Genomic DNA, 22,947 nt, shown 5'->3' on the forward strand with positions numbered 1-22,947 from the left:
GAGCCACAATCATTTGATTGGCTCGCAACAAACTTGGGTTCCCGCCTTCGCGGGAACGACGTTCATAGGCACGTAGCCTTCTTGACGTTAACGTTAACGTCATATACCGTACCGAGATACCCCCTGTCCTCCCGAACTCCCAAGGACCCAATCCAATGAACGACATCACCCCCGCCGCGAAACTCGACCTGCCGGAGCAGCCGAAGCTGGCCAACAAGGTGCGTTTCGTCACCGCCGCCTCGCTGTTCGACGGCCACGACGCCTCGATCAACATCATGCGCCGCATCCTGCAGTCGAACGGCGCCGAAGTGATCCACCTCGGCCACAACCGCTCGGTCGACGAAGTCGTCACCGCGGCCCTGGCCGAAGACGTGCAAGGCATCGCCATCTCGAGCTACCAGGGCGGCCACGTCGAATACTTCAAGTACATGATCGACCTGCTGCGCCAGCGCGGCGGCGCCCACATCAAGGTGTTCGGCGGCGGCGGCGGCGTGATCGTCCCGAGCGAGATCGAAGAACTGCACGCCTATGGCGTCACCCGCATCTTCAGCCCGGAAGACGGCCAGCGCATGGGCCTGGTCGGCATGATCCGCTCGATGCTGGAAAGCTGCGACGTCGACCTGTCGTCCTACGCCCCGACCTCGATCGACGCCTTGCAACAGGGCGACATCGCCGCGCGCCATCGCCCGCTGGCCCAGCTGATCACCGCGCTGGAGAACGGCAAGGCCGACGAAGGCCTGCGCAAGCAGATCGTCGAAGCCGCCGACAGCGTCAAGGCGCCGGTCCTCGGCATCACCGGCACCGGCGGCGCGGGCAAATCCTCGCTGACCGATGAACTGATCCGCCGCATCCGCCTGGACCAGGGCGACCGCCTCAACATCGCCGTCATCTCGATCGACCCGTCGCGCCGCAAGTCGGGCGGCGCCCTGCTGGGCGACCGCATCCGCATGAATGCGATCAATCCCTGGAACGGCCAGGCACGCGTGTTCATGCGCTCGCTCGCCACCCGCGAAGCGGGCTCCGAGATCTCGCAAGCGCTGCCGGACGTGATCGCCGCCTGCAAGGTGGCCGGCTTCGACCTGGTGATCGTCGAGACTTCGGGCATCGGCCAGGGCGACGCCGCCATCGTGCCGCATGTCGACACGTCGATGTACGTGATGACCCCGGAATTCGGCGCCGCCTCGCAGCTCGAGAAGATCGACATGCTCGACTTCGCCGACTTCATCGCCATTAATAAATTCGACCGCAAGGGCGCCCAGGATGCGCTGCGCGACGTCTCCAAACAGTACCAGCGCAACCGCGAACTGTGGAGCAAGCAGCCGGACGAGATGCCGGTCTACGGCACCCAGGCCTCGCGCTTCAACGACGATGGCGTCACTGCCCTGTACCACGGCCTGCTGCCGAAGCTGGCCGAGCTGGGCCTGCAGGTGGAGGCAAGCCGCCTGGCCGCGCCATCGCAAAAATACTCGAGCGGCAAGAACGTGATCGTCCCGCCGGCGCGCGCCCGTTACCTGGCCGAGATCGCCGACACCGTGCGCGGCTACCACCGCAACGTCAAGAAGCAGGTGCAACTGGCGCGCGAGCGCCAGCAGCTGAGCGAAACCAAGCGCATGCTGGCCGCCGCCAACCGGGAGGTAGTCCTGGACGACCTGATCACCGAGCGTGACAACGCCATGGAAGGCAGCGCGAAAAAACTGCTGGCCATGTGGCCGGACATGCAGGCCGCGTATGCGGGCGACGACTACGTCGTCAAGATCCGCGACAAGGAAATCCGTACCCGCCTGGTGCAAAAGACGCTGTCGGGCAACCCGATCCGCAAGGTGGCGCTGCCGAAGTTCGAGGACCACGGCGAGATCCTGCGCTTCCTGATGCTGGAAAACGTGCCGGGCTCCTTCCCCTACACCGCCGGCGTGTTCGCCTTCAAGCGCGAAGGCGAAGACCCGACCCGCATGTTCGCGGGCGAAGGCGACGCCTTCCGCACCAACAAGCGCTTCAAGCTGGTCTCGACCGGCATGGACGCGAAACGCTTATCTACTGCTTTCGACTCGGTGACCCTGTACGGCGCCGACCCCGCGCTGCGTCCGGACATCTACGGCAAGGTCGGCAACTCGGGCGTGTCGATCGCGACCCTGGACGACATGAAGGTGCTGTACGACGGCTTCGATTTGTGCAGCCCGTCGACCTCGGTGTCGATGACCATCAACGGCCCGGCCCCGACCATCCTGGCGATGTTCATGAACACCGCCATCGACCAGCAGATCGACAAGTTCGTGGCGGACAACCATCGCCAGCCGACCGACGACGAAGCGCAGAAGATCAAGGACTGGGTCCTGATGAACGTGCGCGGCACGGTGCAGGCCGACATCCTGAAGGAAGACCAGGGCCAGAACACCTGCATCTTCTCGACCGAATTCTCGCTGAAGGTGATGGGCGACATCCAGGAATACTTCGTCCACCACCAGGTGCGCAACTTCTACTCGGTGTCGATCTCGGGTTACCACATCGCTGAAGCGGGCGCGAACCCGATCTCGCAGCTGGCCTTCACGCTGTCGAACGGTTTCACCTTTGTCGAAGCCTACCTGGCACGCGGCATGCACATCGACGATTTCGCGCCGAACCTGTCCTTCTTCTTCTCGAACGGCATGGACCCGGAATACACGGTGCTGGGCCGCGTGGCGCGCCGCATCTGGGCAGTCGCGATGCGCGACAAATACGGCGCCAACGAGCGCAGCCAGAAGCTGAAGTACCACATCCAGACGTCGGGCCGCTCGCTGCACGCGCAGGAAATCGACTTCAACGACATCCGCACCACGCTGCAGGCGCTGATCGCGATCTACGACAACTGCAACTCGCTGCACACCAACGCCTACGACGAAGCAATCACCACGCCGACCGACGAATCCGTCCGCCGCGCACTGGCCATCCAGCTGATCATCAACCGCGAATGGGGCCTGGCGAAGAACGAAAACCCGAACCAGGGCGCCTTCATCATCGACGAGCTGACCGACCTGGTCGAAGAGCAGGTGATGCAGGAGTTCGAGCGCATCGCCGAGCGCGGCGGCGTGCTGGGCGCGATGGAAACCGGCTACCAGCGCGGCAAGATCCAGGAAGAGTCGATGCTGTACGAGCACAAGAAGCACGACGGCTCGCTGCCGATCATCGGCGTGAACACCTTCCGCAACCCGAACGGTCTGGGTGCCCCGGCGACGATCGAGCTGGCGCGTTCGACCGACGACGAAAAGCAGTCGCAGCTGACCCGCCTGGAAGCCTTCCACGCTCGCAATGCCGACAAGGCCCCGGCCGCCCTGGCCGCGCTGCAGCAGGCCGCGATCGACAACGAGAACGTGTTCGCCAAGCTGATGGACGCCGTGCGCGTCTGCTCGCTGGGCCAGATCACGACCGCGCTGTTCGAGGTCGGCGGGCAGTATCGCCGCAATATGTAAGACCTTCGCCGCCCACGCCCGTGGGCGGCGCACGGTGAGCGTTGGTATTACGCGAAACTCACCGCATACACCGGCGGCAGCGTGGTGGACAAGGTCCGCCAGCTGTCGCCGCCGTTTTCCGAGATCCACACCCCGCCCGTCGTCGACCCCATCAGGAGGGTATGGCCGTCGCTGCTCACCGCCAGCCCGTGGCGGTACACCAGGTCGTAGCAATGCTCCTGTGGCAGGCCGTGGCGCAGCACCTCGAAGCTCTTGCCGCCGTCGCGCGTGCGCAGCACCGCCATGGCGGCGCCGACCGGGATGCGGCGCTGGTCCGCCTCCAGCGGCACGAACCAGGCTGTGTTGCCATCCATCGGGTGAACCGCCACCGCGAAGCCGAAGCGCGACAGCGGCGCCGCCGTGATCTCCTGCCAGCGCCGCCCGCCATCCTGCGAGCGCCACATGCCATTGTGGTGCTGGCACCAGAGCACGTCCGGCTGGCCGGGACAGCGCACGATGCGGTGCGGATCCTGGATTTCCTCGTTCTCGTTCATCTCGGGCGGCATGTAGTCGGCGCGCATGCCGGTCGAACTGACGCTCCAGCTGGCGCCGCCGTCCTCGCTGCGCCAGGCGCCGCCGCAGGAGACGCCGACCAGCAGCTGTCCGGCGTCACGCGGGTCGACGCTGATGCTGTGGATGCCGGGCACGTCGTAACCGCCGCCGAACCAGTTGGCGCGCTGCGGCACGTCCCACAGCGGGCGCACCAGTTGCCAAGTATCGCCATGGTCGCGCGAGACGAACAGGCCGCCGGGCAGCGTGCCCGCCCACAGCAGGCCGGGCTGGCCGGCATGGCCCGCCTCCAGCGCCCAGATCATGCGGTTGTTCCAGTCGGTCTTGTCTTCGCTATCCTCCGGCTTGGGCGGGTAGCTTGGTGCGGGCAGCTCGGTCCAGGTTTCGCTGCCTTCGCGGCGGCGGTGCAGCTTGACCCCGAAATGGCCCAGGTTCAGGGCAGCATACAGGCTGCCGTCGCGCGGGTCCGGCAGCGCCATCGACACCGGCTCGCCCAGGAAATGGACCGGGCCGAAGTCCCAGCGGCCCTCTACCTTGCGCAGTTCGAACAGGCCCTTGCGGGTCGACAGGTAAGCACGCTCGCTCATGTTCAGCCTCCGGAAAGGGCCTGCAGCACGTAGACCTGGCTGCCGGGCTGCAAGGGGTCGTCCAGGCGCGCCGGATCATGGCAGCGCCGGCCGTCGATAAAGATAGTCACATTGGCGCGCAACCGGCCCTGGTCGTCGAGCACGTAGCCGCGCAGCAGCGGATTGATGGCAAAGGCATCTTCCAGGGCGGCGCGCAGTGCGCCTGCCGAGGTCTCGACCTGGGGCACGCTGGTAAAGCGCGCCAGTTGCTGGGTGAAGAACAGCCGTGCCATCGCCTGCGCTCATCATTTCTCATGTGAAAGGCCATTCTATGCCTGTCTGGCCGGCGCCGCATCTGTCCAATTCCGTGGGTCCTGCATCCGCGGCTGGCCTAGAATGGACTGGACAACCATCCATGGAGTTCATGTATGCCGATCCAGCCCGAGCAACTTGCCGCCCTGATGGCCGAAGTCGAACAGGAAGATCCGATCGACTTCGCCGACCTCCCCTTTCCTGAAGACGAGCTGCGCACCCTGGTGGCCAGCCACCTGTGCGAAATGGCGGCCGCCATGGAAAACTTCAGCACCGAAGACCGCCTGATGACCCTGCTGGCGGTGTCGGCCAAGCTGGTGCTCGAAAACCTGGTGTTGCACGTTCAATTGCTGCGCCGGCATGGCCTTCCCGTAGGCGACAACGTCGAGGAATTGCTGGGCCGCTTGCGCAAAGGCAACGCACCAGAATAGCGCTTGTACCACCCGTCCAACAGTAAATTTTTTGAAAGCAACAATCAGGAAAATTTTGCAACAATGTATCATCCATGTTGCGTTGGCACAGGATTCCATCATGTATTATTGTTGTCGAGTTAATTCTTCGCACCAACATGCGAACGCCAGACAACCCACAAGGAATTCCTATGCCGCGCCACGCCTCCAAGCTCAAGCTTTCCGCCGCACTTCTTTCCAGCGCCTTCCTGATGGCGGGTTTGTCCGCCTGTAGCAATAACCAGTCGACGGAAACACTGCTGGCGGAAGCCAAGCAGTATCAGCAAAAGGGCGACGTCAAGGCGGCGATGATCCAGCTCAAGAACGCGGTGGCCAAGAGCCCGGAGGACGCCGAAGCGCGCATCCAGCTGGGCATGCTGTACCTGCAAACAGGCGATGCTATCTCGGCGGACAAGGAACTGCGCAAGGCCCGTTCCCTCGGCGCCGATGCAGGACGTGTCCTGCCGCTGCTGGGCAAGGCCAACATGCAGCTGGGCCGCGCCAAGGAATTGCTGGACGACATTTCTGCCGACCAAGCCAAAGGCTCGGCGCCGCTGCTGTCCCTGCGTGGCGACGCCCTGCTGGTAACCGGCAAGCCGGAGGAAGCCAAGGCCGCCTTCGAGGCCGCGCTGGCCATTGACCCGAACCTGGGCAGCGCCTTCCTCGGCCTGGCGCGCCATGCGATGCTGAGCGATGACCGCTCAGGCGCGGAGCGCCTGCTGGCCGAGGCGCTGGCCAAGGACCCGAAGAACCCGGACGTCTGGATGGCGCAAGGCAGCATGCTGCGCATGAACAACAAGGCTGACGAGGCCGTGGCCGCGTATGACGAAGCCCTCAAGCTCAAGCCGAACGACCGCGATGCCTTTATCGAAAAGGCCTACGTCGAAATCGGCCGCGGCAAATTCCCGGCCGCCAAGCTGGCCGTGGAAGGCGCCGAGAAAGCGGCGCCGGGCAACCTGCTGGTGGTCTACGTGCGCGCCCTGTACGAGTTCTCGCAAGGTAAATATGCCGTAGCCCAGGAATCGCTGCAAAAGATCCTGAAAGTGGCGCCGGACCACATGCCGACCCTGCTGCTGGCCGGTGCCTCCGAGATGAACCTCGGCGCGGTGAATCAGGCTGAACAGCACCTGCGCAAGTATCTCGAGAGCAATCCGAACAATGTCTATGCACGCAAGCTGCTAGCCCAGACCCTGCTCAAGAGCAGCCAGCCGGCCGATGCGGCCGCGGCGCTGGCGCCGGCACTGAAGGACGGAACCCAGGATGCGCAGCTGCTGGCCCTGGCCGGCCAGTCGCACATGCAGGTGCGTGACTTCAACAAGGCCAGCGATTACCTGGAAAAGGCGGCCGAACTGGCGCCCAAGGCGGCCGGCGTGCGTACCTCGCTCGGCATCTCGAAACTTGCGCAGGGTGACCAGGCACGTGGCCTGAAGGAACTGGAACTGGCTGCCACGCTCGATCCCAAGTCGGCGGAAGCCAATGTCGCCCTGATCCAGACGCACATGGGCCTGAAACAGTTCGACAAGGCCTTGCAGGCGGTCGCCAGCCTCGAGAAACAGCAGCCGGACAGCCCGCAGGTGCAGAACCTGAAAGGCCAGGTCTATCTGGCCAAGGGCGACGTCGCGGGCGCACGCGCCGCCTGGGACAAGGCGGTGGCGCTGCAGCCGACCTTCCTGCCTGCGACCGCCAACCTGGCACGCCTGGACATGCAGGCGAAGCAGCCCGACGCGGCCAAGGGCCGCTTCCTGAAAGTGCTGGAAAAGGACAAGAACAATGTCGACGCGATGACGGCGCTGGCCGAACTGGCCCTGGTGCAGAACCGTCCCGACGAGGTCACGAGCTGGCTCGAGAAGGCCAGCAACGCCAATCCGGAAGCGGTGGCGCCGGCCCTGAACCTGGGCATGCACTACATCCGTACCAATCAGGCGCAGAAGGCCCTGACCCTGGCGCGCAAGCTGCAACCCGCCAACCCGACGCATGGCGGCTTGCTCGAAATGATGGGCCAGGCGCAGATGGCGACCAAGGACACGGCAGGCGCCCTGGAAACCTATGGCAAGCTGGTGAACGTCATGCCGAAGTCGGCGCTAGCGCAGCTGCGCCTGGCCGGCGTGTACACGGCCATGAAGAACGAGGCCTCGGCCGCCAGCCATCTCAAGCGCGCCATCGAGCTGGAGCCGAATTTCGTCCCGGCCCGCCTGGCCCAGATCGACATGGCCTTGCGCGCCGGCCGTGCTGACGAGGCACTGCAGATCACGCGCGATCTGCAGAAACGCGAGCCCAGGTCGCCTGCCGGCTACATGCTCGAAGGCGACGTGATGCTGGCGCAAAAGAAACCTGCGCAGGCCGTGGTGGCCTACGAAAAGGCCCAGTCGCTGTCGAGCTCGCCGGAACTGCTGCTCAAGACGATGCAGGCGATGAACCTGGCCGGCAAGGGCAAGGAAGCCAGTGCGCGCGGCACGCAATGGTTCAATCAGCATCCGAACGACGTACGCGTCGCCTTGATGGCGGCGGAAATCAACCTGGGCAACAAGGAATACAAACAGGCGATTCCGGTGCTCGAGCGCGCGCTCAAGGCGGCGCCGAACAATCCGCAAATCTTGAACAACCTGGCCTGGGCCTATCAGCAGGAAAAAGATCCGCGAGCACTGGCGACGGCCGAACAAGCCTTCAAGCTGGCGGGCAACCATCCCGGCGTGATGGATACCCTCGGCTGGCTGCTGGTGGAAAAGGGTGATACCGCGCGTGCCCTGCCGCTGCTGCAGAAGGCTGTCGAGAAAGCGCCGAATGCACCGGAAATCCGTTATCACCTGGCGGTCGCCCTGCATAAATCGGGCGACAAGCAGGGAGCACGCAAGGAAATCGACAAGGCGCTCGCCCAGAATGCGCCTTTCAGTGAAATTGATGCCGCGCGCGCATTGCTCAAGGCCCTGTAAGTTTGATAATATATTGATATCAAACTGGTTTCGGTTCCGCTGCGCCGCTGGTGCGGCGGAATCGCCCCGATCGACGGAAACCGGGGCAGACTCCACATAAGCCACGCCTCGATGCAAGGACGTGGCACGCCAACCATCTCGGGCTTTCCTGAACCATCGCATGCCGGCATTCGGCATGGGATGGCGCTGTCCTGTTCCTCATCGGCCCAGGTTTCATTGGCTGCTTCCCTAGCGAACGCGCGATATATGTCAGTCGCGATACTATGGCAGCCTCTACTTTCGAGGATGTTTTATCGTGAACGACGATTCGTACGGAATTCGTCTACCGGATACTGCTGAGGGCCGAAATTCGGCCAGCATGCTTGTGAAACGCATGTATGCCCGTCGCGGGTATACCGGTTCGCGCCATGTCCTCGATGAGCATAATCGCGTGACGCTGACCGCCACCGACAAGGGTGAGGTCGTGGGCACGGTGACCATCGGCATCGATTCGGAACTCGGCCTGATGGCCGACGAGTTGTTCAAGGACATTCTTGACGAGCATCGGGCGCGTGGCGCACGGCTGTGTGAATGCACCAAGCTGGCGTTTGACCTCTCGGAACGCTCCCGAGTTCCCCTGGCCAACGTATTTCATCTGGCACTCATTTACGCGCGCGACCTGTACGACTGCACCGACGTCGTCATCGAAATCAATCCGCGCCATCGCCGCTTCTACGAGCGCATGCTCGGTTTCCGCCAGCAAGGGGAATTGAAAATCAATCCGCGCGTGAATGCCCCGGCTTACCTGATGCACCTGAGCCTCGATTACGTGAGCGAACAGGTCGAGCGCCTGGGCGGAACCTTCGATACCCCCGCCGGCAGCGCGGAGCGCTCGCTCTACCCGTATTTCTTTTCCCCCCGCGAGGAACGCGGTATTATCAACCGCCTGTTGCGCATGGATGAGCACCACATTTCCTCATAGCGCAATATAGCGGTACCTGTATCGATAAGGCCGATGACGCGCATGCGCGGCAGCGGCGCTTTACGTCAACTATTCCCATCCATGATGAAAAATCCGTTTCGCTACGAGCAGGCTTTTGCGCGCAATATTGGCTGGATCACTCCGGAAGAACAACAACGGTTGCGCAACAAGCGTGTGGCGATTGCCGGTATCGGCGGTGTCGGCGGGGTCCACCTGCTGACATTGACGCGCCTCGGTATTTCCAGATTCAATATCGCCGATTTCGACCGCTTCGATATCCCGAATTTCAACCGCCAGGTGGGCGCGATGATGTCCACGCTGGGCCAGCCGAAAGCAGAAGTCCTGGAGCGCATGGCGCGCGACATCAATCCCGAAGTCGAGATCCGCGTATTTCCGGACGGCGTCGATGCCGGCAATCTCGACGATTTCCTGGGAGATGCCGACCTGTATGTCGACGGCCTGGATTTCTTCGCCTTCGATGCACGCCGCCAGACCTTTGCAAGGTGCGCAGAGCTGGGCGTGCCGGCCACCACCGCGGCGCCGCTGGGCATGGGAGCCGCCCTGCTGAACTTCATGCCGGGCGGAATGACTTTCGAAGAGTATTTCCAGTGGGGTGACTTGCCGGACATCGACAAGGCGATCCGTTTCGCCATCGGCCTGGCGCCGGCCGGGCTGCACCGGCCCTACCTCGTGATGCCGGAAGCGGTGAATTTCGACGAGCAGCGCGGCCCGTCGACCTTCATGGCCTGCCAGTTGTGTGCAGGCATCGTCGGGACCGAAGCGCTGAAGATCCTGCTCGGTCGCGGCAAGGTGCTGGCGGCGCCCTATGGCATGCAGTTCGACGCCTACCGCAACAAGCTCAAGCAGACCTGGCGCCCGGGCGGCAGCAGCCATCCGATCCAGAGGCTAGCGATTGCGATCGGCAAGCGCCAGTTCGCCAGCAAGATGCGCTGAATTTGTTTGAGCCAAAAAAAATCCACTGCCGAGGCAGTGGATTTTTTTTGCCGAACCTGGCGAACCAGGCCCCGGACAAGATTACTTGGCTTGCTTGCGGCGACGTGCGGCGCCCAGGCCCAGCAGGCCGAGACCCAGCAGACCCAGCGATGCTGGCTCAGGTACACGTGCGCCTTCTTCGAAGGTGATGTCCATCGAACCGTTAATGGTCTGGGTACCAGTCACCGGGAAGTTGTTCAACTGACCGCGCTGCAGCGAGATGTTGTAGAACGGCTTCGGATCGATGAAGAACGCGCGACCATCGGCGGTCAGCTCGAAGCTGGTGACCGAGCCGAAGGCACCGCACTCCAGGCCACGGCGGCAGTTGAAGCTGGTTGGGGTCAGGTTGCCCTCGCCTTCAATGCCGGTGCCGGTTGCCAGCAGCAGGTCATCGCCACGGTTGATGTAGTCGGTTGGCAGGACGCCTTTCGCGACCGACGACACGGTGTCGTTGTTACGATCCAGCCAGACCGACAGGCTCGAGCCAGTGCCTGGCAGGAAGGTGAACACGGTGTTGACGCCGTCTGGGGTATAGGTGCCGGTTGCGGTGTAGAAACCGTAGACATCGTAGTTCGAGTTCAGGCCGGTATTGTCGAGGGCAGTAGCGCCATCGTTCTTGGCGAAGCCTTCGAGGTCGAAGAACAGATTGACGGTGAAGGTACCCGAACCATCGGCGCCACGCTCAGAGAACGTGATGCGTTCGATATAGTTCGACACAATTTTGTCAGCGGTGAACTGACCAGCGGCATCAGTAGTACCCGGCTTCTGCACGGTGAAATCCGGATAAACTGCTTGTGCCTGTGCGCTACCTGCGAACAGGGAAGTTACGGCGATTGCGCCGGCCAGAATGCTCTTCGAAAACATTGCTTTCATTTATGATCTCCTGGATGAATTCGGAACTTACGCAAGCATATAGAGCAAACACCGTGCCAGCTCTCAAATTCTCCTTAAAATCAATGACTTAAGTTTTTATCAATGCTTGAGTTATCTGCACGTGTAAAGTAAACCGACACATTTACTTTGTTAAATTTATTTAGTGCAATTATCGGATCGAAGGTTTTCTTGCAACCACGTTCCAAGTGTTTCCAGATTTAAATTCTGAAGCGATTTCGTAGCCGGCGTCCAGCATCTTCTGCCGGATGTCCTGTTCGCGGAACGGGCTGTACAGGATGCCTTTCTTGATACCCCAGTCGTTGATCTTCTGGGCTGCCCAGCGCAGCGGTGCGAAACCGCTCGGATACAGCAGCACATTGGCCGCCAGCGTTCCGCCCGGCTTGAGCACGCGCAGAATGTCGCGCAACGCCCCGTCGACGGTCGGGAAGCAATGGATCGAGTTGGCGATGTTGGCCGTATCGAAGTGATTGCTCGGGAAAGGCAGGTCGGCGGCGTCGGCATGCTGCACCTTCACCTGGGGATCCTTGGCGAAGCGCTTCTTGGCGCCGGCCAGCATCGAAGGCGCGTAGTCGATGCCGACCACGTTCACCTTGGGCAGCTTGCGGCGGCGGCGCCAGTTGAGGATCATTTCCAGCAGGGTTCCGGTGCCGCAGGCGACCTCCAGGTGATCCGGGCCGAAATTGGGGCCGAAGAAACGCATCTGGGTGCCGATCGTGCTGTTATAGGCGAACGTGAGGATGAAGAAGCCGCGGATGTCATACCACCACGGCTCGGATGAGTAGGCTTCGGCGATTTCATCGCGGGTTTTACCGCTCGTCATGGGCGTTCCTTGCTGTAAATGGTGAAAAGAAGAAAGTGAATATAGGAGCTTCTGCAGCCAGGAGCAAGCTGCAGATGACTGCCAGGAAGAATTTTGGGGCAGGAATCAGCCAATGCGTTTCAAGCGCGCAATGATACCGGCCTCTTCGCGGGGCGAGAAAAAGTAGGGAAACAGGGAGCGGTCGCCAAGCGCGTGGTCGCCCTTCCCCGCCACCTCGGCAATACGCTGGGTGCCGCGGGCGATATGCCCGCGCAACAGCACGGCCGGCGCGTCGACGCGCGGATTCGGCCGCGATTCGCATTCGACCCGGAAGTCGAGCATGACTTCATAGAAGCGGCGGTGGCGCGGATTCACTTCGATGAAGATGTCGCTGCACTGGTGCAAATCCCTGGCATAGATGAAGGCCACATGGAACAGGGAGGCCAGCACCGCCTTGGATTTGATCGCCGGATCGAAGGCGAGCTTGATGATCTCGCACACCTTGCCCTGGGCGCGATAGGGATCGATATGATCCTGGAATACCTGGTCGGCGAGCAGGCCGACGTCCGAATCGAGGTTGAGGCTCAGCGTACCGATGACCCCATTCTTGTTCGACGCCGTCAGGGTAATCCGGTTGGGGTCCTCGCCGATATGGTGGTTGCCGCTATAGCCGCGCCACGCATACATCTTGCTGATGAGCATGCTGGCGGAACTGCGCTGCTCGTCGACGTCGGCGGCACGGATGCCGAACACGCTCTCGTTGATGGTGACGTCGACAATGCTGGGCGAGTACGCATCTGTCCCGTCGTCAGCCGGTGCAGGGCTGACGGGTTCTGTCGTTAGGGTGTCGAACATGTGTACTCTCCTGGCGGAATGGACGCGTCATGCCGCAGTCGGGACTGCCTCATATCATAGCACTCGAAATTCTAATTTAGCAACAAATTGTTCTAAAGAATTTTATCTACATCATATCGAACAGAATGCGCCTTCTCCACCCCCATGCTTGGGGCGACAGGAGATGGCCCAAATCTGGGTTCTGTACCGTTGGGAATTGATCACGCCGCCGCAGTAAGGCCGTGGGCTCAGTGCCCCTGCTGCTCTTGCTGGATGTCGTGATTCAGCTGGCCGATCAGCTCGGAAGCCGCAGACAGAATCTGGGCCGAGCCAAAGCCCGCCCGGTGCATTTCGCGAAAGAACGAACGCGCCAGTATCTTCGCGACCTGTTCAGGGTTACGGTAAGCCAGCCTTGCCGTTTCCGGCGGCTCCCCTTCCGTTTCCTGCAGCAGCGCCAGCTGGGCGAAGCGCGAGTCGAGCAGGTGTCGCAGGTGACGTACCTGCAGGTAGCCGCCCAGGGACGAGGCCAGGAGCTGGAGCAGGCATAATGCCGTTTCGTCGAAGGCTGCGGCGTCCTTGCCGTTGGCGGCATTGACCACCCCGACGATGCGCCCCTCGACACGGATCGGCGCACAGACGAGGCTGCTTCCGAGCGCCGTCCCGCGCCGTGCCAGCGCTGCGAATTCCGATTTCCGGATGTCCGCGACCAGCAATGCATTCCCGCTGGCCAGTACGCGGCCCGAAATGCCTTCGCCGCGCCGGATGGCCGCCTGCAGCGCGGCACTGGGCAAGGGACCATGATGGGCATGGATGCTCATGCACGGCTCGCCTTCCCCTTCGCTCCCCAGCAGCATGACCGAACAGCTTGCCGCGCCGATCACGCCGGCCGCGCGCCGGACCTGGTCCTGGAGGCTTGCCTGCTCCGGGCCTTGCGCCAGTGCCTGTTGCAGGGCTTGTAAACGGATCAGGGGAAGGGATACTGCCTGCATGCTTTCCTCGCGCAAGGATGAGTTGGTGAGACCGATTTCAACATATTTCATTTATAGCATGCTATTGAAACCGGCCGTGTTATCACATTTGCTCTGCCCCGGCGGTGCGCGGTGAGATGAAGGCCTTGTGAAACAGGTGGCGCGCCAGCATCGGTAGCGGCATGCGCAGCCAGTTGCCGCGCAAGTAGAGCGCGCCCTGCGCCAGTGGGCTAAGGCGGTCGGCGCAGCTCGGGTGGAGCGGGACCAGGTTACGCAGGAAGATTCCGTCCATCAGGGCCAGCAGGGGTGCGGCAGGCCGGCCTGCCGCCGCGGCCTCGGCCAGCACCGACGCCGGCACCGGGGTCCCGAGCAGCCGGCTGCAATAGCGCAGCGCATAGAACAGCGGCCGCGCCAGGTGCAGCTGGACGGCGCGCGCCGCCAGTCCTTCCCAGAAGCCGGGCGCGGCGCCGAAGTGCAGCAGCAAGCGGTGCAGGTCGAGCAGGTCGCGCAGGCCATGGTCCGTTTCACCTTCGGAGAACAGGTGCACCGCACTGTGCAGCACCAGGTCGTGCGGCGCCAGCATCCACAGATGCTCGCTTCCGGGGATCGGTTGGGCCGCGGCACGCAGCAGTGCCGGATCCGGCCGCGCACGCGCGGTTTCCGGCAGGATGGCATGGTGCACGTCGATGGTACTGCCGCGCTCGACATGATCCATCGGCGGCAGTTCGTGCATCCATTCGCGGTAGTAGCGCTGGTCGTAGGGGTCCTGCTTTGCGCTGGCCCAGCCGTGCAGCATCAGCGCCGCCTCGACTTCGCCGATGCGCTCCTTCGGCACCAGGACGTCGACGTCGGAAAAGATGCGTCCCTGCGCCGGCGGCAGCCCGGCCAGGACATAGGCGGCCCCCTTCAGCAGGATCAGCGGCAGGCCGAGGCTGGCCAGGGCGCGCCGGATCTGATCCACTTCGAAGCGCACGGCGCGCTGGTGCGCCTGCAGCACGACGCCGGCCCATTCCAGATGCCGGCGCGGGGCCGGCGGCAGCGACGCCAGGAGGCCTGCTTCGGCGAGGCTGGCTCCCAGGGTAGCAGTCAGGCCGGCATTCGCCGCCTGGCGCAGCAGCAGGTCCCAGTCGGCCAGGCCGAGTCCTTCGACCCGCGCCGGATCGCGCAGGACCTCGACCAGCAAGGGCAGCGGCTTCATGACGTGCCGCCTGCGAAACTGTCGAAAACGGCCATGGCATCGTCGAGCCGGCCGTAGCTGAACGTGTATCCGCTGCAGCCCTCGACCAGGCGTCCGAGGACGTCGAAACCCTGCCCTCCCAGCACCGCGTAATTGAAGGCGTTATCGACCATGCCGGTGAACAGGCGCGCCTTCGGCATCGGCACCAGGCTGGCCGGGGCGTCCGCTTCGTATCTGGGAAACACGACGTGGGTCGCACGCGCAGGTTCGGCAGCGGCGGCGACGCTGGCGCCCGGCGCCCGCATATGGGCGATCGTCCCCTTGGAAGTGCCATGGACCTCGGGGCCGAACAGAGCGCCCGGCGCATAGCTGCGCAGCACGCCGATCGACGCGTTCTTGAGGCTGACCGGGCGCGCCAGCGGCAGCAGCGCCAGGTCCTGCGGCCTGACCAGGGTCAGCTCGTCCGACAACAGGCGCCAGCCGCGGCTGGCAAGGGCGGCGCACAGGGTGCTCTTGCCGGAACCCGGCGGCGCCGGCAGGATCACGGCGGCATTGCCGCGCTGGAGCACGGCGGCGTGGATGATCAGGTAGCCGTGCGCATGGTGCGATACGCACCAGTTCATCACCCATTCGAACATCGGCAAGGCCTGCTCCAGCGGCAGCGGCTGGAACGGCGCCTGGCCGTCGCTGTCGAATCGCACCTGCGGACGGTACCAGCGGCGCAGGCCGCCCGAGCGGCGGAAGGCGAGCTGGAAGTCGGCAAAGCCGTCCTCGCCTTCGACGGGATAGTCGGCATACAGCAGCGCGATGGCATCGGCCAGGTGGGCGATGTCGGTATGGATACGGCTGCGAAAAGGCCCGGTGCGCAGCACCAGGCCGGGGCCGGACAGGGCAAGGCGGCGCAGCATTTCCCCGCGGCCGAGGCTGGCCAGCGTCAGCATGGACAGGATTCGATCAGGCTGAGCTGCGACATTTCATCGAGCAGGACATGCAGTTCGGCACCGACGCTCGCGTCGTCGATCTCGAATTCATCGAGCAGCCTGGATGCCAGTGCCGCCATGGATGCAGGGCCTGGACGCAGCGCCTCGAGCACGCACAGCGCTGCCGGTCCGAGCAGGTGGGTCGCTCCGGACAGGTCGTTGTACAACACGGCCTCCTCGTCCCAGCAGCGGTAACGAAGCGACTGGCCCTCGATCAGACGCCATACCGCATGCGACAACTCGACCGGCAACATCCTTATGTGCGATCGCCCTTGTAAGTGGACTCGAGGTAATTCTTGGTAGTTTCAATATCCCAGAACACACCTCGTGCCGGCTCGTAGTGACCAGAAGTCTGCAACTCACGCCACATTTGCTGCAAGGTGCGCTCCGACAGGAAGCCGATTCTGCCGGACTTGACGTTCAGGTAAGCTGCCGTCAGGTGCATGCCCAGGTTCGACTTGTCGAAATCGCGCTTGCTGAGCATCTTGATCAGCGTCGTCGCACCGTACGTGCTTGTCGTCCTGCCGGAACAGCTGAACACGTCGCCGAACAGCGTCGTCGTCGACACCGGCCAGCCTCCGTGGTTCTTCCAGTAGCCAGGCGACTTGCCTGCGCAAGCCACCGAGTCGTCCGAAACTTTACTGTTCAGGCCTGCGGAAAGGGCCGCCGATGCGGAAACGCATTTGAAATCGAGCGCATGGCTCCGGGTCGTCCACAGCACGCCGGCCGCACCGAGCCCGGCCTTCGCCAGACGGCGCCGCGCCGCGCCCTGCGGGGTCATCGGAGCAGCCTCGGCAGGGCGCCCTGCTTGGTTTTCGGTGGACACGGTGTCTATCCTCACATTGATATGATTTGCCACGACGGCATGCGTTTCAGTTAAGCAAAAAACATGCCGTGTTGCACTGCTTCCTAAAACTCGCTAAAAAACAGGAAGATACGAGAACTGCTCATCGTTTAAGCATGCAGTCTAGCGAGATTTTAGATCGTTGTGTCAGATTTTTCGACAGCGGCTAAGAATGTCTTAAAGGAAACTCTCAGGAATGACCAGCACGTCGCCCGGGCGCATCTGGATGTTGGCCGAGATGTCACCGTCCTTGATCAGGTCATCGAGGCGCACGCGGTATTGCTGCTGCTTGCCGTCCACGGTGCGGATCAGGCTGGCGCGGTTGCCGGACGCGAATTCGGTCACGCCGCCCACGGCAATCAGCACATCCATCAGAGACATGTCCCTGCGATACGGCAGAGCCTGCGGACGGGCTGCCTGGCCGATGACGCGGATCTGCTCGCTGTAATTGCCGACAAAGTTCGTGACGACCACGGTCACGACCGGCTGCTGGATGAACTTGGCAAGAGCCGCTTCAATGTCGCGCGCCAGCTGGGTCGATGTCTTGCCGGCGGCCGGCAGGTCTTCCACCAGCGGCGTGGTGATTTTGCCATCCGGACGGACCGGCACCGACATCGACACTTCCGGATTGCGCCACACGATGATGTTGATCGCATCACCCGGGCCGATCAGGTATTCCGGGTTCACTGCTTCGGTTGAAGGCAGCGCCGGCAGGTTGCTGGCGCAGCCGCCCAGGATAAACAGGCAGCTGATCGCAACAGCCTGGGCCGCGCGCTTGATCTTGGGGGTCATGTTCGTGCTCACGTCAAAATCCTCGGGTTGGCATGGCGCCTGGTCGGCTGCCGCATGCATGCAATATTGTTGAGCATAATTCTATACCATAGCACTTCGGCAACACCTGCACAATTGAAATACTTGTGGCGCGCGCGCCAGTCCTGGCTTGCCGCCTTACTGCGGGCGCTGCAGGAGCTCGCGCACGTGGCGCACCGGAATCGCGTAGGTGATGCCGCTCGGGTCCGACACTGCGCTTTCCCGCAAACCCTTCAGGAATACCATATTGATCACCCCGACCACGCTGCCGTCGTCGGGCCGGAACAGGGGGCTGCCGCTGTTGCCGGGATAGGCGGTGCCGTCGAGCTGGTAGATCCGGAACGGCGAGCGCTGCAGCTGGGTGATCGCGCGCGCGTCGAGCTGGCGCGAATTCAGCGAGGGCCGCACCACCGGCGTGATCGCGGCCAGCAATGCGCGGTGGGTCGCCGCATGCAGGCCCAGGCGCATGCCCAGCGGGTAGCCGGTAAATGCCAGTTCCTGCCCTTCGGCCACGCTGTCGTCGGCGGCCAGGGCCAGCGGGGCCAGCGGCGTTCCGGACAGGCGCAGGTGGGCCAGGTCGTGTTCCGCGTCCAGCGCCACCAGGCGCGCCGGACGGAAGCTGACGGAGGCGCCCTCGCCGCCGATCACGATTCCCAGCTCTTCCTTGCGCGCGGTATCCAGCTGCTTCGGGATGGCGTGGGCATTGGTAATGATGCTCAGGCCATCGCCGACGGCGAAGCCGGTGCCGACGAACACGACGGCGGGCTGACGGGTCTTGAGCAAGGTGCCGACGCCGACCACCGAAGGCTTGATCTGCGCCACCGTACGGGGCAAGTTCTGGGCCCTGGCCGCGCCTGGAACGGTAGCGGCGACGGCCAGGACGAGGGAGTGCAGGAGCACTTGCAGCGCGATTCTCCTGGCCGTTTTGGGCGCCGCAGCAAGGTTTCGAACAAGAATCAATCGTGTGGGCACTTTTGTCTTTCCGACATTAAAATACGTATTTGACACAGGGCAATTTTCGTTAAAGAAACGGTCATGAGTGTACGCGAGCGGAGGGATGAGGTGGCAACACAATGTACAGCCAAACAGCATTTCCACGGCTAAATGTTGCTATCACATAACTTTTGAATGCTGAATTCATGGAAAAACCGTCAAATGTTTATTGCGGTTAGGAATTTGTGTTGCATGGACCACCATTTTTGTCGCGTCTGCCGCCTATTTTTCCGACCCGCAATTGCAATTGCTCAGTCAACAAGCGATCATGCAGACTATTTGACATTTTTATTGATTGATGAGCTTGCCAAATCACCGGCAATCTCTTAGGCGAGAATCCACACATGGCAGATATCACAGCCGCAATCCTTAACTTCCTCAAGGCAATCGGGAAGTACCGCTGGCATGCAGTCTTCATCACCTGGGCCGTGGCCATTGTCGGCTGGGTGGTGGTCCTGAAACTGCCCAACCAGTACGAAACCTCGGCGCGCGTCTACGTCGATACCCAGAGCATCCTCAAGCCTCTGCTGTCGGGCATGACCACGCTGCCGAACCTCGACCAGCAAGTGCTGTACATGCGCCGCACCCTGATCAGCCGGCCGAACGTGGAACGCGTGATGCGCATGGTCGATCTCGACGTCAAGGCCAAGAACGCCAAGGAACACGACGAGATCGTCGAAGAGCTGATGGAGAAGATCAAGATCGCCGGCACCGAGCGCGACGACATCTATACCATCAGCTACACCGCCCCCGATCCGAAGCTGGGCAAGGACGTGGTGCAGTCGCTGTTGGCTATCTTCATGGAAGGCAGCTTCGGCGGCAAGAAGCAGGATTCCGAGAAGGCGGTCCAGTTCATCGACGACCAGATCCGCAATTACGAGGAAAAGCTGGCGGCGGCCGAGAACAGCCTGAAGGAATTCAAGATCCGCAACATGGGCATGCTGCCGTCGGAAGGCGGCGACTTCGGTTCGCGCATGATGGCTGCCAGCGAAACGCTGAACAGCGCACGCCTGGAACTGGCCGAAGCCGAGCAGGCGCGCAACGCGATCCGCCGCCGCATCGCCGGCGAAGCCGCCCCGGGCGAGACCGCGCCGATCCCGATCACCGACCCGGAACTCGAATCGCGCATCGCTGCCGTCACCAAGACCCTGGACGGCCTGCGTACCCAGTACACCGAAGCGCACCCCGACATCATCGCCAATGCCCGCCTGCTCGACCAGCTCGTCGCGCGCAAGAAGGAACTGGCCAAGAACCGCAAGCCGAGCGCCGACCCGGGCGCCGGCTATAGCCCGATGCTGCAGCAGATGAACGTGGCGCTGTCGGAAGCCGAAGCGCGCGTGGCCGCGCTGCAGGCGCGGGTCAGCGAACACTCGGCACGCGTGGCGCGCCTGCGCGCCCAGAGCAGCCAGGCGCCCGAGATCGAGGCCCAGCTGGCCCAGCTCAACCGCGACTACGCAGTCAACCGCGAGAACTACCAGCAGCTGGTGCAACGCCGCGAGTCGGCCAAGCTGTCGGGCGACCTGACTTCGGCCACCGACATGCTGGCCTTCCGCGTGATCGAGCCGCCGACCGCGCCGCTGCTGCCGTCCGGGCCGAACCGCCTGCGCCTGTTCTCGCTGGTGTTCGTCGGCGCGCTGGTCGCCGGCCTGGCCTCGGCCTTCCTGATGAGCCAGCTGCGTCCGACCTTCCTGAGCCAGGCCGCCCTGCGCGAGGTGACCGGCCTGCCGATCCTCGGCTCGATCAGCATGAACTGGACCGAACAGCAGACCGTCCGCCGCAAGCGCCGCCTGGTTGCCCTGGGCGCCGCCGTGGCGGTGCTGCTGGCCATCTACGGCGCCGGCGTGACCGCCATCCTGGTCCGCCCGGGCCTGTAACCGATCAAGGAGCAGACGTGAGCATTATCGAAAAAGCGGCGCGCCGCATCGACCAGGAACGCGGCCAGGCCGCGCCGGTCCAGGCGCCGGCGCCGATGCCGGCGCAGCTGGCTGTATCGCACGCCGTGGAAACGGCCGACCTCGACGTCCTCGAACCGGTCGTCGCCACGGCGCCGGTGCTGCCGCCTCCGCCCCCAAGCGCCCCGGCCTCCAGCGCATCCGCAGCGGCTGCCTCGGCCCCGGTCCTCGAAGCCGATGCCGCGCCGCGGCGCCAGACCCGCAAGGTGGAACTCGACCTGGCCAAGATGCGCGCCAGCGGCATGGTGACCGCTGCCGGCGGCCGTACTTCGCTGGTGGAGGATTTCCGCATCATCAAGCGCCCCCTGCTCAAGCGCGCCTTCGGCGAACGCCAGCCGCGCGAGAATCCGGCCAACCTGATCATGGTGACCAGCTCGCTGCCGGGCGAAGGCAAGACCTATTGCGCCATCAACCTGGCGATGAGCATCGCCATGGAACTCGACCACACCGTGCTGCTCGTGGATGCCGACGTGGCCCGCCCTTCGGTGCTGGGCACGCTCGGCCTGCCGGCCCAGCGCGGCCTGATGGACCTGCTGGTGGACGACAAGCTCGACGTCTCCGACGTCCTGCTGCGCACCAACGTCGACACCCTGAGCATCCTGGCCGCCGGCACCAGCACCCCGCGCGCCACCGAGCTGCTCGCCAGCTCGACCATGGCCAACCTGGTGCAGGAGATCGCCAACCGCTATCCGGACCGGGTCGTGATCTTCGACTCGCCGCCCCTGCTGCTCACCAGCGAGGCGCGCGCCCTGGCCAGCCACATGGGCCAGATCGTGGTGGTCGTGGAAGCCCAGAAAACCACCCAGCACGCGGTCGGCGAAGCGCTGCGCCAGCTCGAGGGCTGCCCCAACGTCAACCTTATCTATAACAAGACCAGGGACATCCCCGGCATCGAAGAAACGTATGATTACCACTATGGGTGAGCTGCGTGCCGGCGTGGCGCGCATGCCACGCCTGGCGCCGCTCGCAATCGCAGCGATGCTGCTGGCATCCGAGTGCCGCGCCGACTGGCGCGTGGTGCCGGCGCTCACGCTGACCGAGCGCTACACCGACAATTTTTACCAGGAAGGCAAGGACCTGAAACGGTCGCAGTTCATCAGCGAGCTCACGCCCTCCTTATCCTTCCTCAAGACCGGCCCGCGCCTTGTCCTCAACGGCACGGCGCAATGGCGTCACTTCGATTACCGTGACGACGACCTGCGCGACACGCTCGACCACAGCTTCGAATATGCCGTATCGGGCCGTGGCACGCTGGCCAAGGACTTCCTGTACGTCGACGCCAGCGCCTCGGCCAGGCCGAACAACATCTCCGTCTTCGGTCCCCGGGTCGAGGATGCGCCCTACCTTTCGGCCAACCAGGCCAAGGTCAAGACCTGGCGCGTCAGTCCCTATCTCGAACATCGCTACGGAAGGACGGCAACCCTGGCGATGCGCTATGCGCGCGACCGGGTGGAAGGTGGACGGGGTGCACGCGGCTTCGGCAGCAGCAGCAGCGACAGCGTCACTGCGAACCTGGCCAGCGGCCCGGCCTTCAATCAGGTAGGCTGGGGCCTGACCCATGTGCGCCAGGACCTGGACGATACCTACAATGGCGAGACCTCGAGCGAGAGCACGACCGCCAATGTGCGCTACGCGCTTACCAGGCGCTTCGCCCTGACCGCCACGGTGGGCTACGACAATTACCAGTTCGTAGGCCTTGGCAACGACACCGCCGGACGCAACTGGTCGGTCGGCTTCAACTGGACGCCGTCACAGCGCACCAACCTGAGCGCGGCGCTCGGCCGCCATTTCTACGGCCAGACCGGCAGCTTCTCCCTGCTCCACCGCAGTCGCCGCACCTCCTGGAACCTCGCCTACAACGATGGCGTGACCACCGCGCGCGAACAGTTCCTGCTGCCTTCCACGATCGACACCACCGAACTGCTGGACCGGCTGTTTGCCGCTTCCATCACCGACCCGGTCGCACGCCAGCAGGCGGTCGCCGCCTACATCCGCGACACCGGCCTGCCTCCCAGCATATCCGAGAACGTCAACTTCCTGAGCAACCGTTATTTCCGCCAGAAGCAGCTGCTGGGATCGATGGCTTTCAAGATGGCGCGTACCAGCGGCGTGCTGTCCCTGTCCAGCAGCGAACGAATTGCCCTGTCGAACGAGCAGAGCGACAGTGTTCTGCTGGGGACCCAGGTGGGTGGACGCAACGACAACGTCCGCCAGCATGACGCGACCGCCAACCTCAACTACCGCCTGAGCCCACGCACCAGCGCGCTCGCCGTGATCGGCTGGGGACGCAGCCGCTCACTGACTACCGATGTCGTCGACACCCGGCGCGACTTCAGGCTCGGGCTTACACACCAGTTGAGCCGCGAGGTGCGCGCGGCGGTCGACCTGAACCGCCGCTTCGGCACCTATGGCCGTCTCGGCCGCAGCAGTGGGCCGTTCTACGAAAATTCCATTTCCGCCAGCCTGTCCGCCCAGTTTTAAGGAGCCGCACGC

General features: G+C 63.4%; 20 protein-coding genes. 8 read left to right on the plus strand and 12 right to left on the minus strand.

Translation table 11 applies throughout. From position 1 onward, the window contains the following. The first annotated feature begins 155 nt into the window (after positions 1 to 155). Positions 156 to 3,443: a fused isobutyryl-CoA mutase/GTPase IcmF gene (gene icmF / locus ACK6C6_RS19510; protein WP_409268838.1), complete on the plus strand. Its 3,288-nt coding sequence runs from the start codon at positions 156 to 158 to the stop codon at positions 3,441 to 3,443. A gap of 47 nt (positions 3,444 to 3,490) precedes the next feature. On the opposite strand, the gene ACK6C6_RS19515 is transcribed toward icmF, so the two are convergent. Both ACK6C6_RS19515 and ACK6C6_RS19520 read right to left on the minus strand, forming a co-directional pair. Further along, on the minus strand, positions 3,491 to 4,579 hold the full coding sequence (locus tag ACK6C6_RS19515) for a WD40/YVTN/BNR-like repeat-containing protein (protein WP_409268840.1): 1,089 nt from the start codon (positions 4,577 to 4,579) through the stop codon (positions 3,491 to 3,493). Between the two features lie 2 nt (positions 4,580 to 4,581). Then, entirely contained in the window at positions 4,582 to 4,851 is a 270-nt protein-coding gene (locus ACK6C6_RS19520) for a MoaD/ThiS family protein (RefSeq protein WP_036213969.1), read from the minus strand. A 135-nt stretch (positions 4,852 to 4,986) separates the two neighbouring features. On the opposite strand from ACK6C6_RS19520, the gene ACK6C6_RS19525 reads away from it, so the two are divergent. The 4 genes from ACK6C6_RS19525 to ACK6C6_RS19540 all read left to right on the plus strand — a co-directional run bounded on the left by ACK6C6_RS19525 (position 4,987) and on the right by ACK6C6_RS19540 (position 10,164). Next, positions 4,987 to 5,301 (plus strand): hypothetical protein, encoded by a 315-nt coding sequence (locus tag ACK6C6_RS19525; RefSeq protein WP_036213972.1) that lies wholly within the window; start codon positions 4,987 to 4,989, stop codon positions 5,299 to 5,301. A gap of 170 nt (positions 5,302 to 5,471) precedes the next feature. Continuing rightward, positions 5,472 to 8,249: an XrtA/PEP-CTERM system TPR-repeat protein PrsT gene (gene prsT / locus ACK6C6_RS19530; protein WP_409268841.1), complete on the plus strand. Its 2,778-nt coding sequence runs from the start codon at positions 5,472 to 5,474 to the stop codon at positions 8,247 to 8,249. Positions 8,250 to 8,544: 295 nt separating this feature from the next. Then, on the plus strand, positions 8,545 to 9,210 hold the full coding sequence (locus ACK6C6_RS19535; RefSeq protein WP_036213977.1) for an N-acyl amino acid synthase FeeM domain-containing protein: 666 nt from the start codon (positions 8,545 to 8,547) through the stop codon (positions 9,208 to 9,210). An 84-nt stretch (positions 9,211 to 9,294) separates the two neighbouring features. Continuing rightward, the gene (locus tag ACK6C6_RS19540) at positions 9,295 to 10,164 is read left to right on the plus strand and encodes a ThiF family adenylyltransferase (RefSeq protein ID WP_409269203.1); all 870 of its coding nucleotides are present in this window, start codon (positions 9,295 to 9,297) and stop codon (positions 10,162 to 10,164) included. An 81-nt stretch (positions 10,165 to 10,245) separates the two neighbouring features. Here the strand turns inward: ACK6C6_RS19540 and pepA are convergent, their stop codons facing one another. From pepA to ACK6C6_RS19590, 10 genes are all read right to left on the minus strand, one after another. Continuing rightward, a complete protein-coding gene (pepA, locus tag ACK6C6_RS19545; RefSeq protein WP_409268843.1) occupies positions 10,246 to 11,076 on the minus strand; it encodes a flocculation-associated PEP-CTERM protein PepA in 831 nt (276 codons plus the stop codon). Between the two features lie 169 nt (positions 11,077 to 11,245). Next, entirely contained in the window at positions 11,246 to 11,917 is a 672-nt protein-coding gene (locus tag ACK6C6_RS19550) for a class I SAM-dependent methyltransferase (RefSeq protein ID WP_409268844.1), read from the minus strand. Positions 11,918 to 12,022: 105 nt separating this feature from the next. After that, positions 12,023 to 12,751, minus strand: a complete 729-nt coding sequence (locus ACK6C6_RS19555) for an N-acyl amino acid synthase FeeM domain-containing protein (RefSeq protein WP_409268845.1) — start codon at positions 12,749 to 12,751, stop codon at positions 12,023 to 12,025. 227 nt (positions 12,752 to 12,978) lie between these two features. Further along, complete coding sequence (locus tag ACK6C6_RS19560; protein ID WP_409268846.1) at positions 12,979 to 13,719, minus strand: GAF domain-containing protein; 741 nt, start codon at positions 13,717 to 13,719, stop codon at positions 12,979 to 12,981. Positions 13,720 to 13,801: 82 nt separating this feature from the next. Continuing rightward, entirely contained in the window at positions 13,802 to 14,896 is a 1,095-nt protein-coding gene (locus ACK6C6_RS19565; protein WP_409268848.1) for a nucleotidyltransferase family protein, read from the minus strand. Next, entirely contained in the window at positions 14,893 to 15,816 is a 924-nt protein-coding gene (locus ACK6C6_RS19570) for an HprK-related kinase A (RefSeq protein ID WP_409268850.1), read from the minus strand. Before ACK6C6_RS19570 ends, ACK6C6_RS19565 begins: the two co-directional genes overlap by 4 nt. Continuing rightward, complete coding sequence (locus ACK6C6_RS19575; RefSeq protein WP_409268851.1) at positions 15,810 to 16,109, minus strand: HPr-rel-A system PqqD family peptide chaperone; 300 nt, start codon at positions 16,107 to 16,109, stop codon at positions 15,810 to 15,812. The genes ACK6C6_RS19570 and ACK6C6_RS19575 overlap by 7 nt, the downstream gene beginning before the upstream one ends. Before the next feature lie 2 nt (positions 16,110 to 16,111). Further along, entirely contained in the window at positions 16,112 to 16,681 is a 570-nt protein-coding gene (locus ACK6C6_RS19580) for a hypothetical protein (RefSeq protein ID WP_209589481.1), read from the minus strand. A 195-nt stretch (positions 16,682 to 16,876) separates the two neighbouring features. Beyond that, positions 16,877 to 17,491 carry an XrtA/PEP-CTERM system exopolysaccharide export protein gene (locus ACK6C6_RS19585; RefSeq protein ID WP_027864541.1) on the minus strand — a complete coding sequence of 205 codons (615 nt, stop codon included), beginning with the start codon at positions 17,489 to 17,491 and terminating at the stop codon, positions 16,877 to 16,879. A 156-nt stretch (positions 17,492 to 17,647) separates the two neighbouring features. Beyond that, the gene (locus tag ACK6C6_RS19590) at positions 17,648 to 18,409 is read right to left on the minus strand and encodes a serine protease (RefSeq protein WP_409268852.1); all 762 of its coding nucleotides are present in this window, start codon (positions 18,407 to 18,409) and stop codon (positions 17,648 to 17,650) included. Positions 18,410 to 18,846: 437 nt separating this feature from the next. Between ACK6C6_RS19590 and ACK6C6_RS19595 the strand changes: the two genes are divergently transcribed. Genes ACK6C6_RS19595 through ACK6C6_RS19605 form a run of 3 tightly spaced genes read left to right on the plus strand, consistent with a single transcriptional unit; the run spans position 18,847 to position 22,935 of the window. Then, positions 18,847 to 20,376, plus strand: coding sequence for an XrtA system polysaccharide chain length determinant (locus tag ACK6C6_RS19595; protein WP_409268854.1), 1,530 nt, complete (start codon positions 18,847 to 18,849; stop codon positions 20,374 to 20,376). A 17-nt stretch (positions 20,377 to 20,393) separates the two neighbouring features. Next, positions 20,394 to 21,377 carry an XrtA-associated tyrosine autokinase gene (locus tag ACK6C6_RS19600; RefSeq protein WP_292044060.1) on the plus strand — a complete coding sequence of 328 codons (984 nt, stop codon included), beginning with the start codon at positions 20,394 to 20,396 and terminating at the stop codon, positions 21,375 to 21,377. After that, positions 21,358 to 22,935 (plus strand): TIGR03016 family PEP-CTERM system-associated outer membrane protein, encoded by a 1,578-nt coding sequence (locus tag ACK6C6_RS19605; protein WP_209589479.1) that lies wholly within the window; start codon positions 21,358 to 21,360, stop codon positions 22,933 to 22,935. Before ACK6C6_RS19600 ends, ACK6C6_RS19605 begins: the two co-directional genes overlap by 20 nt. The last annotated feature ends 12 nt before the right edge of the window (positions 22,936 to 22,947 follow it).

This window comes from Massilia sp. BHUDP2, from assembly GCF_046236355.1.
GTDB lineage: Bacteria > Pseudomonadota > Gammaproteobacteria > Burkholderiales > Burkholderiaceae_D > Telluria > Telluria varians.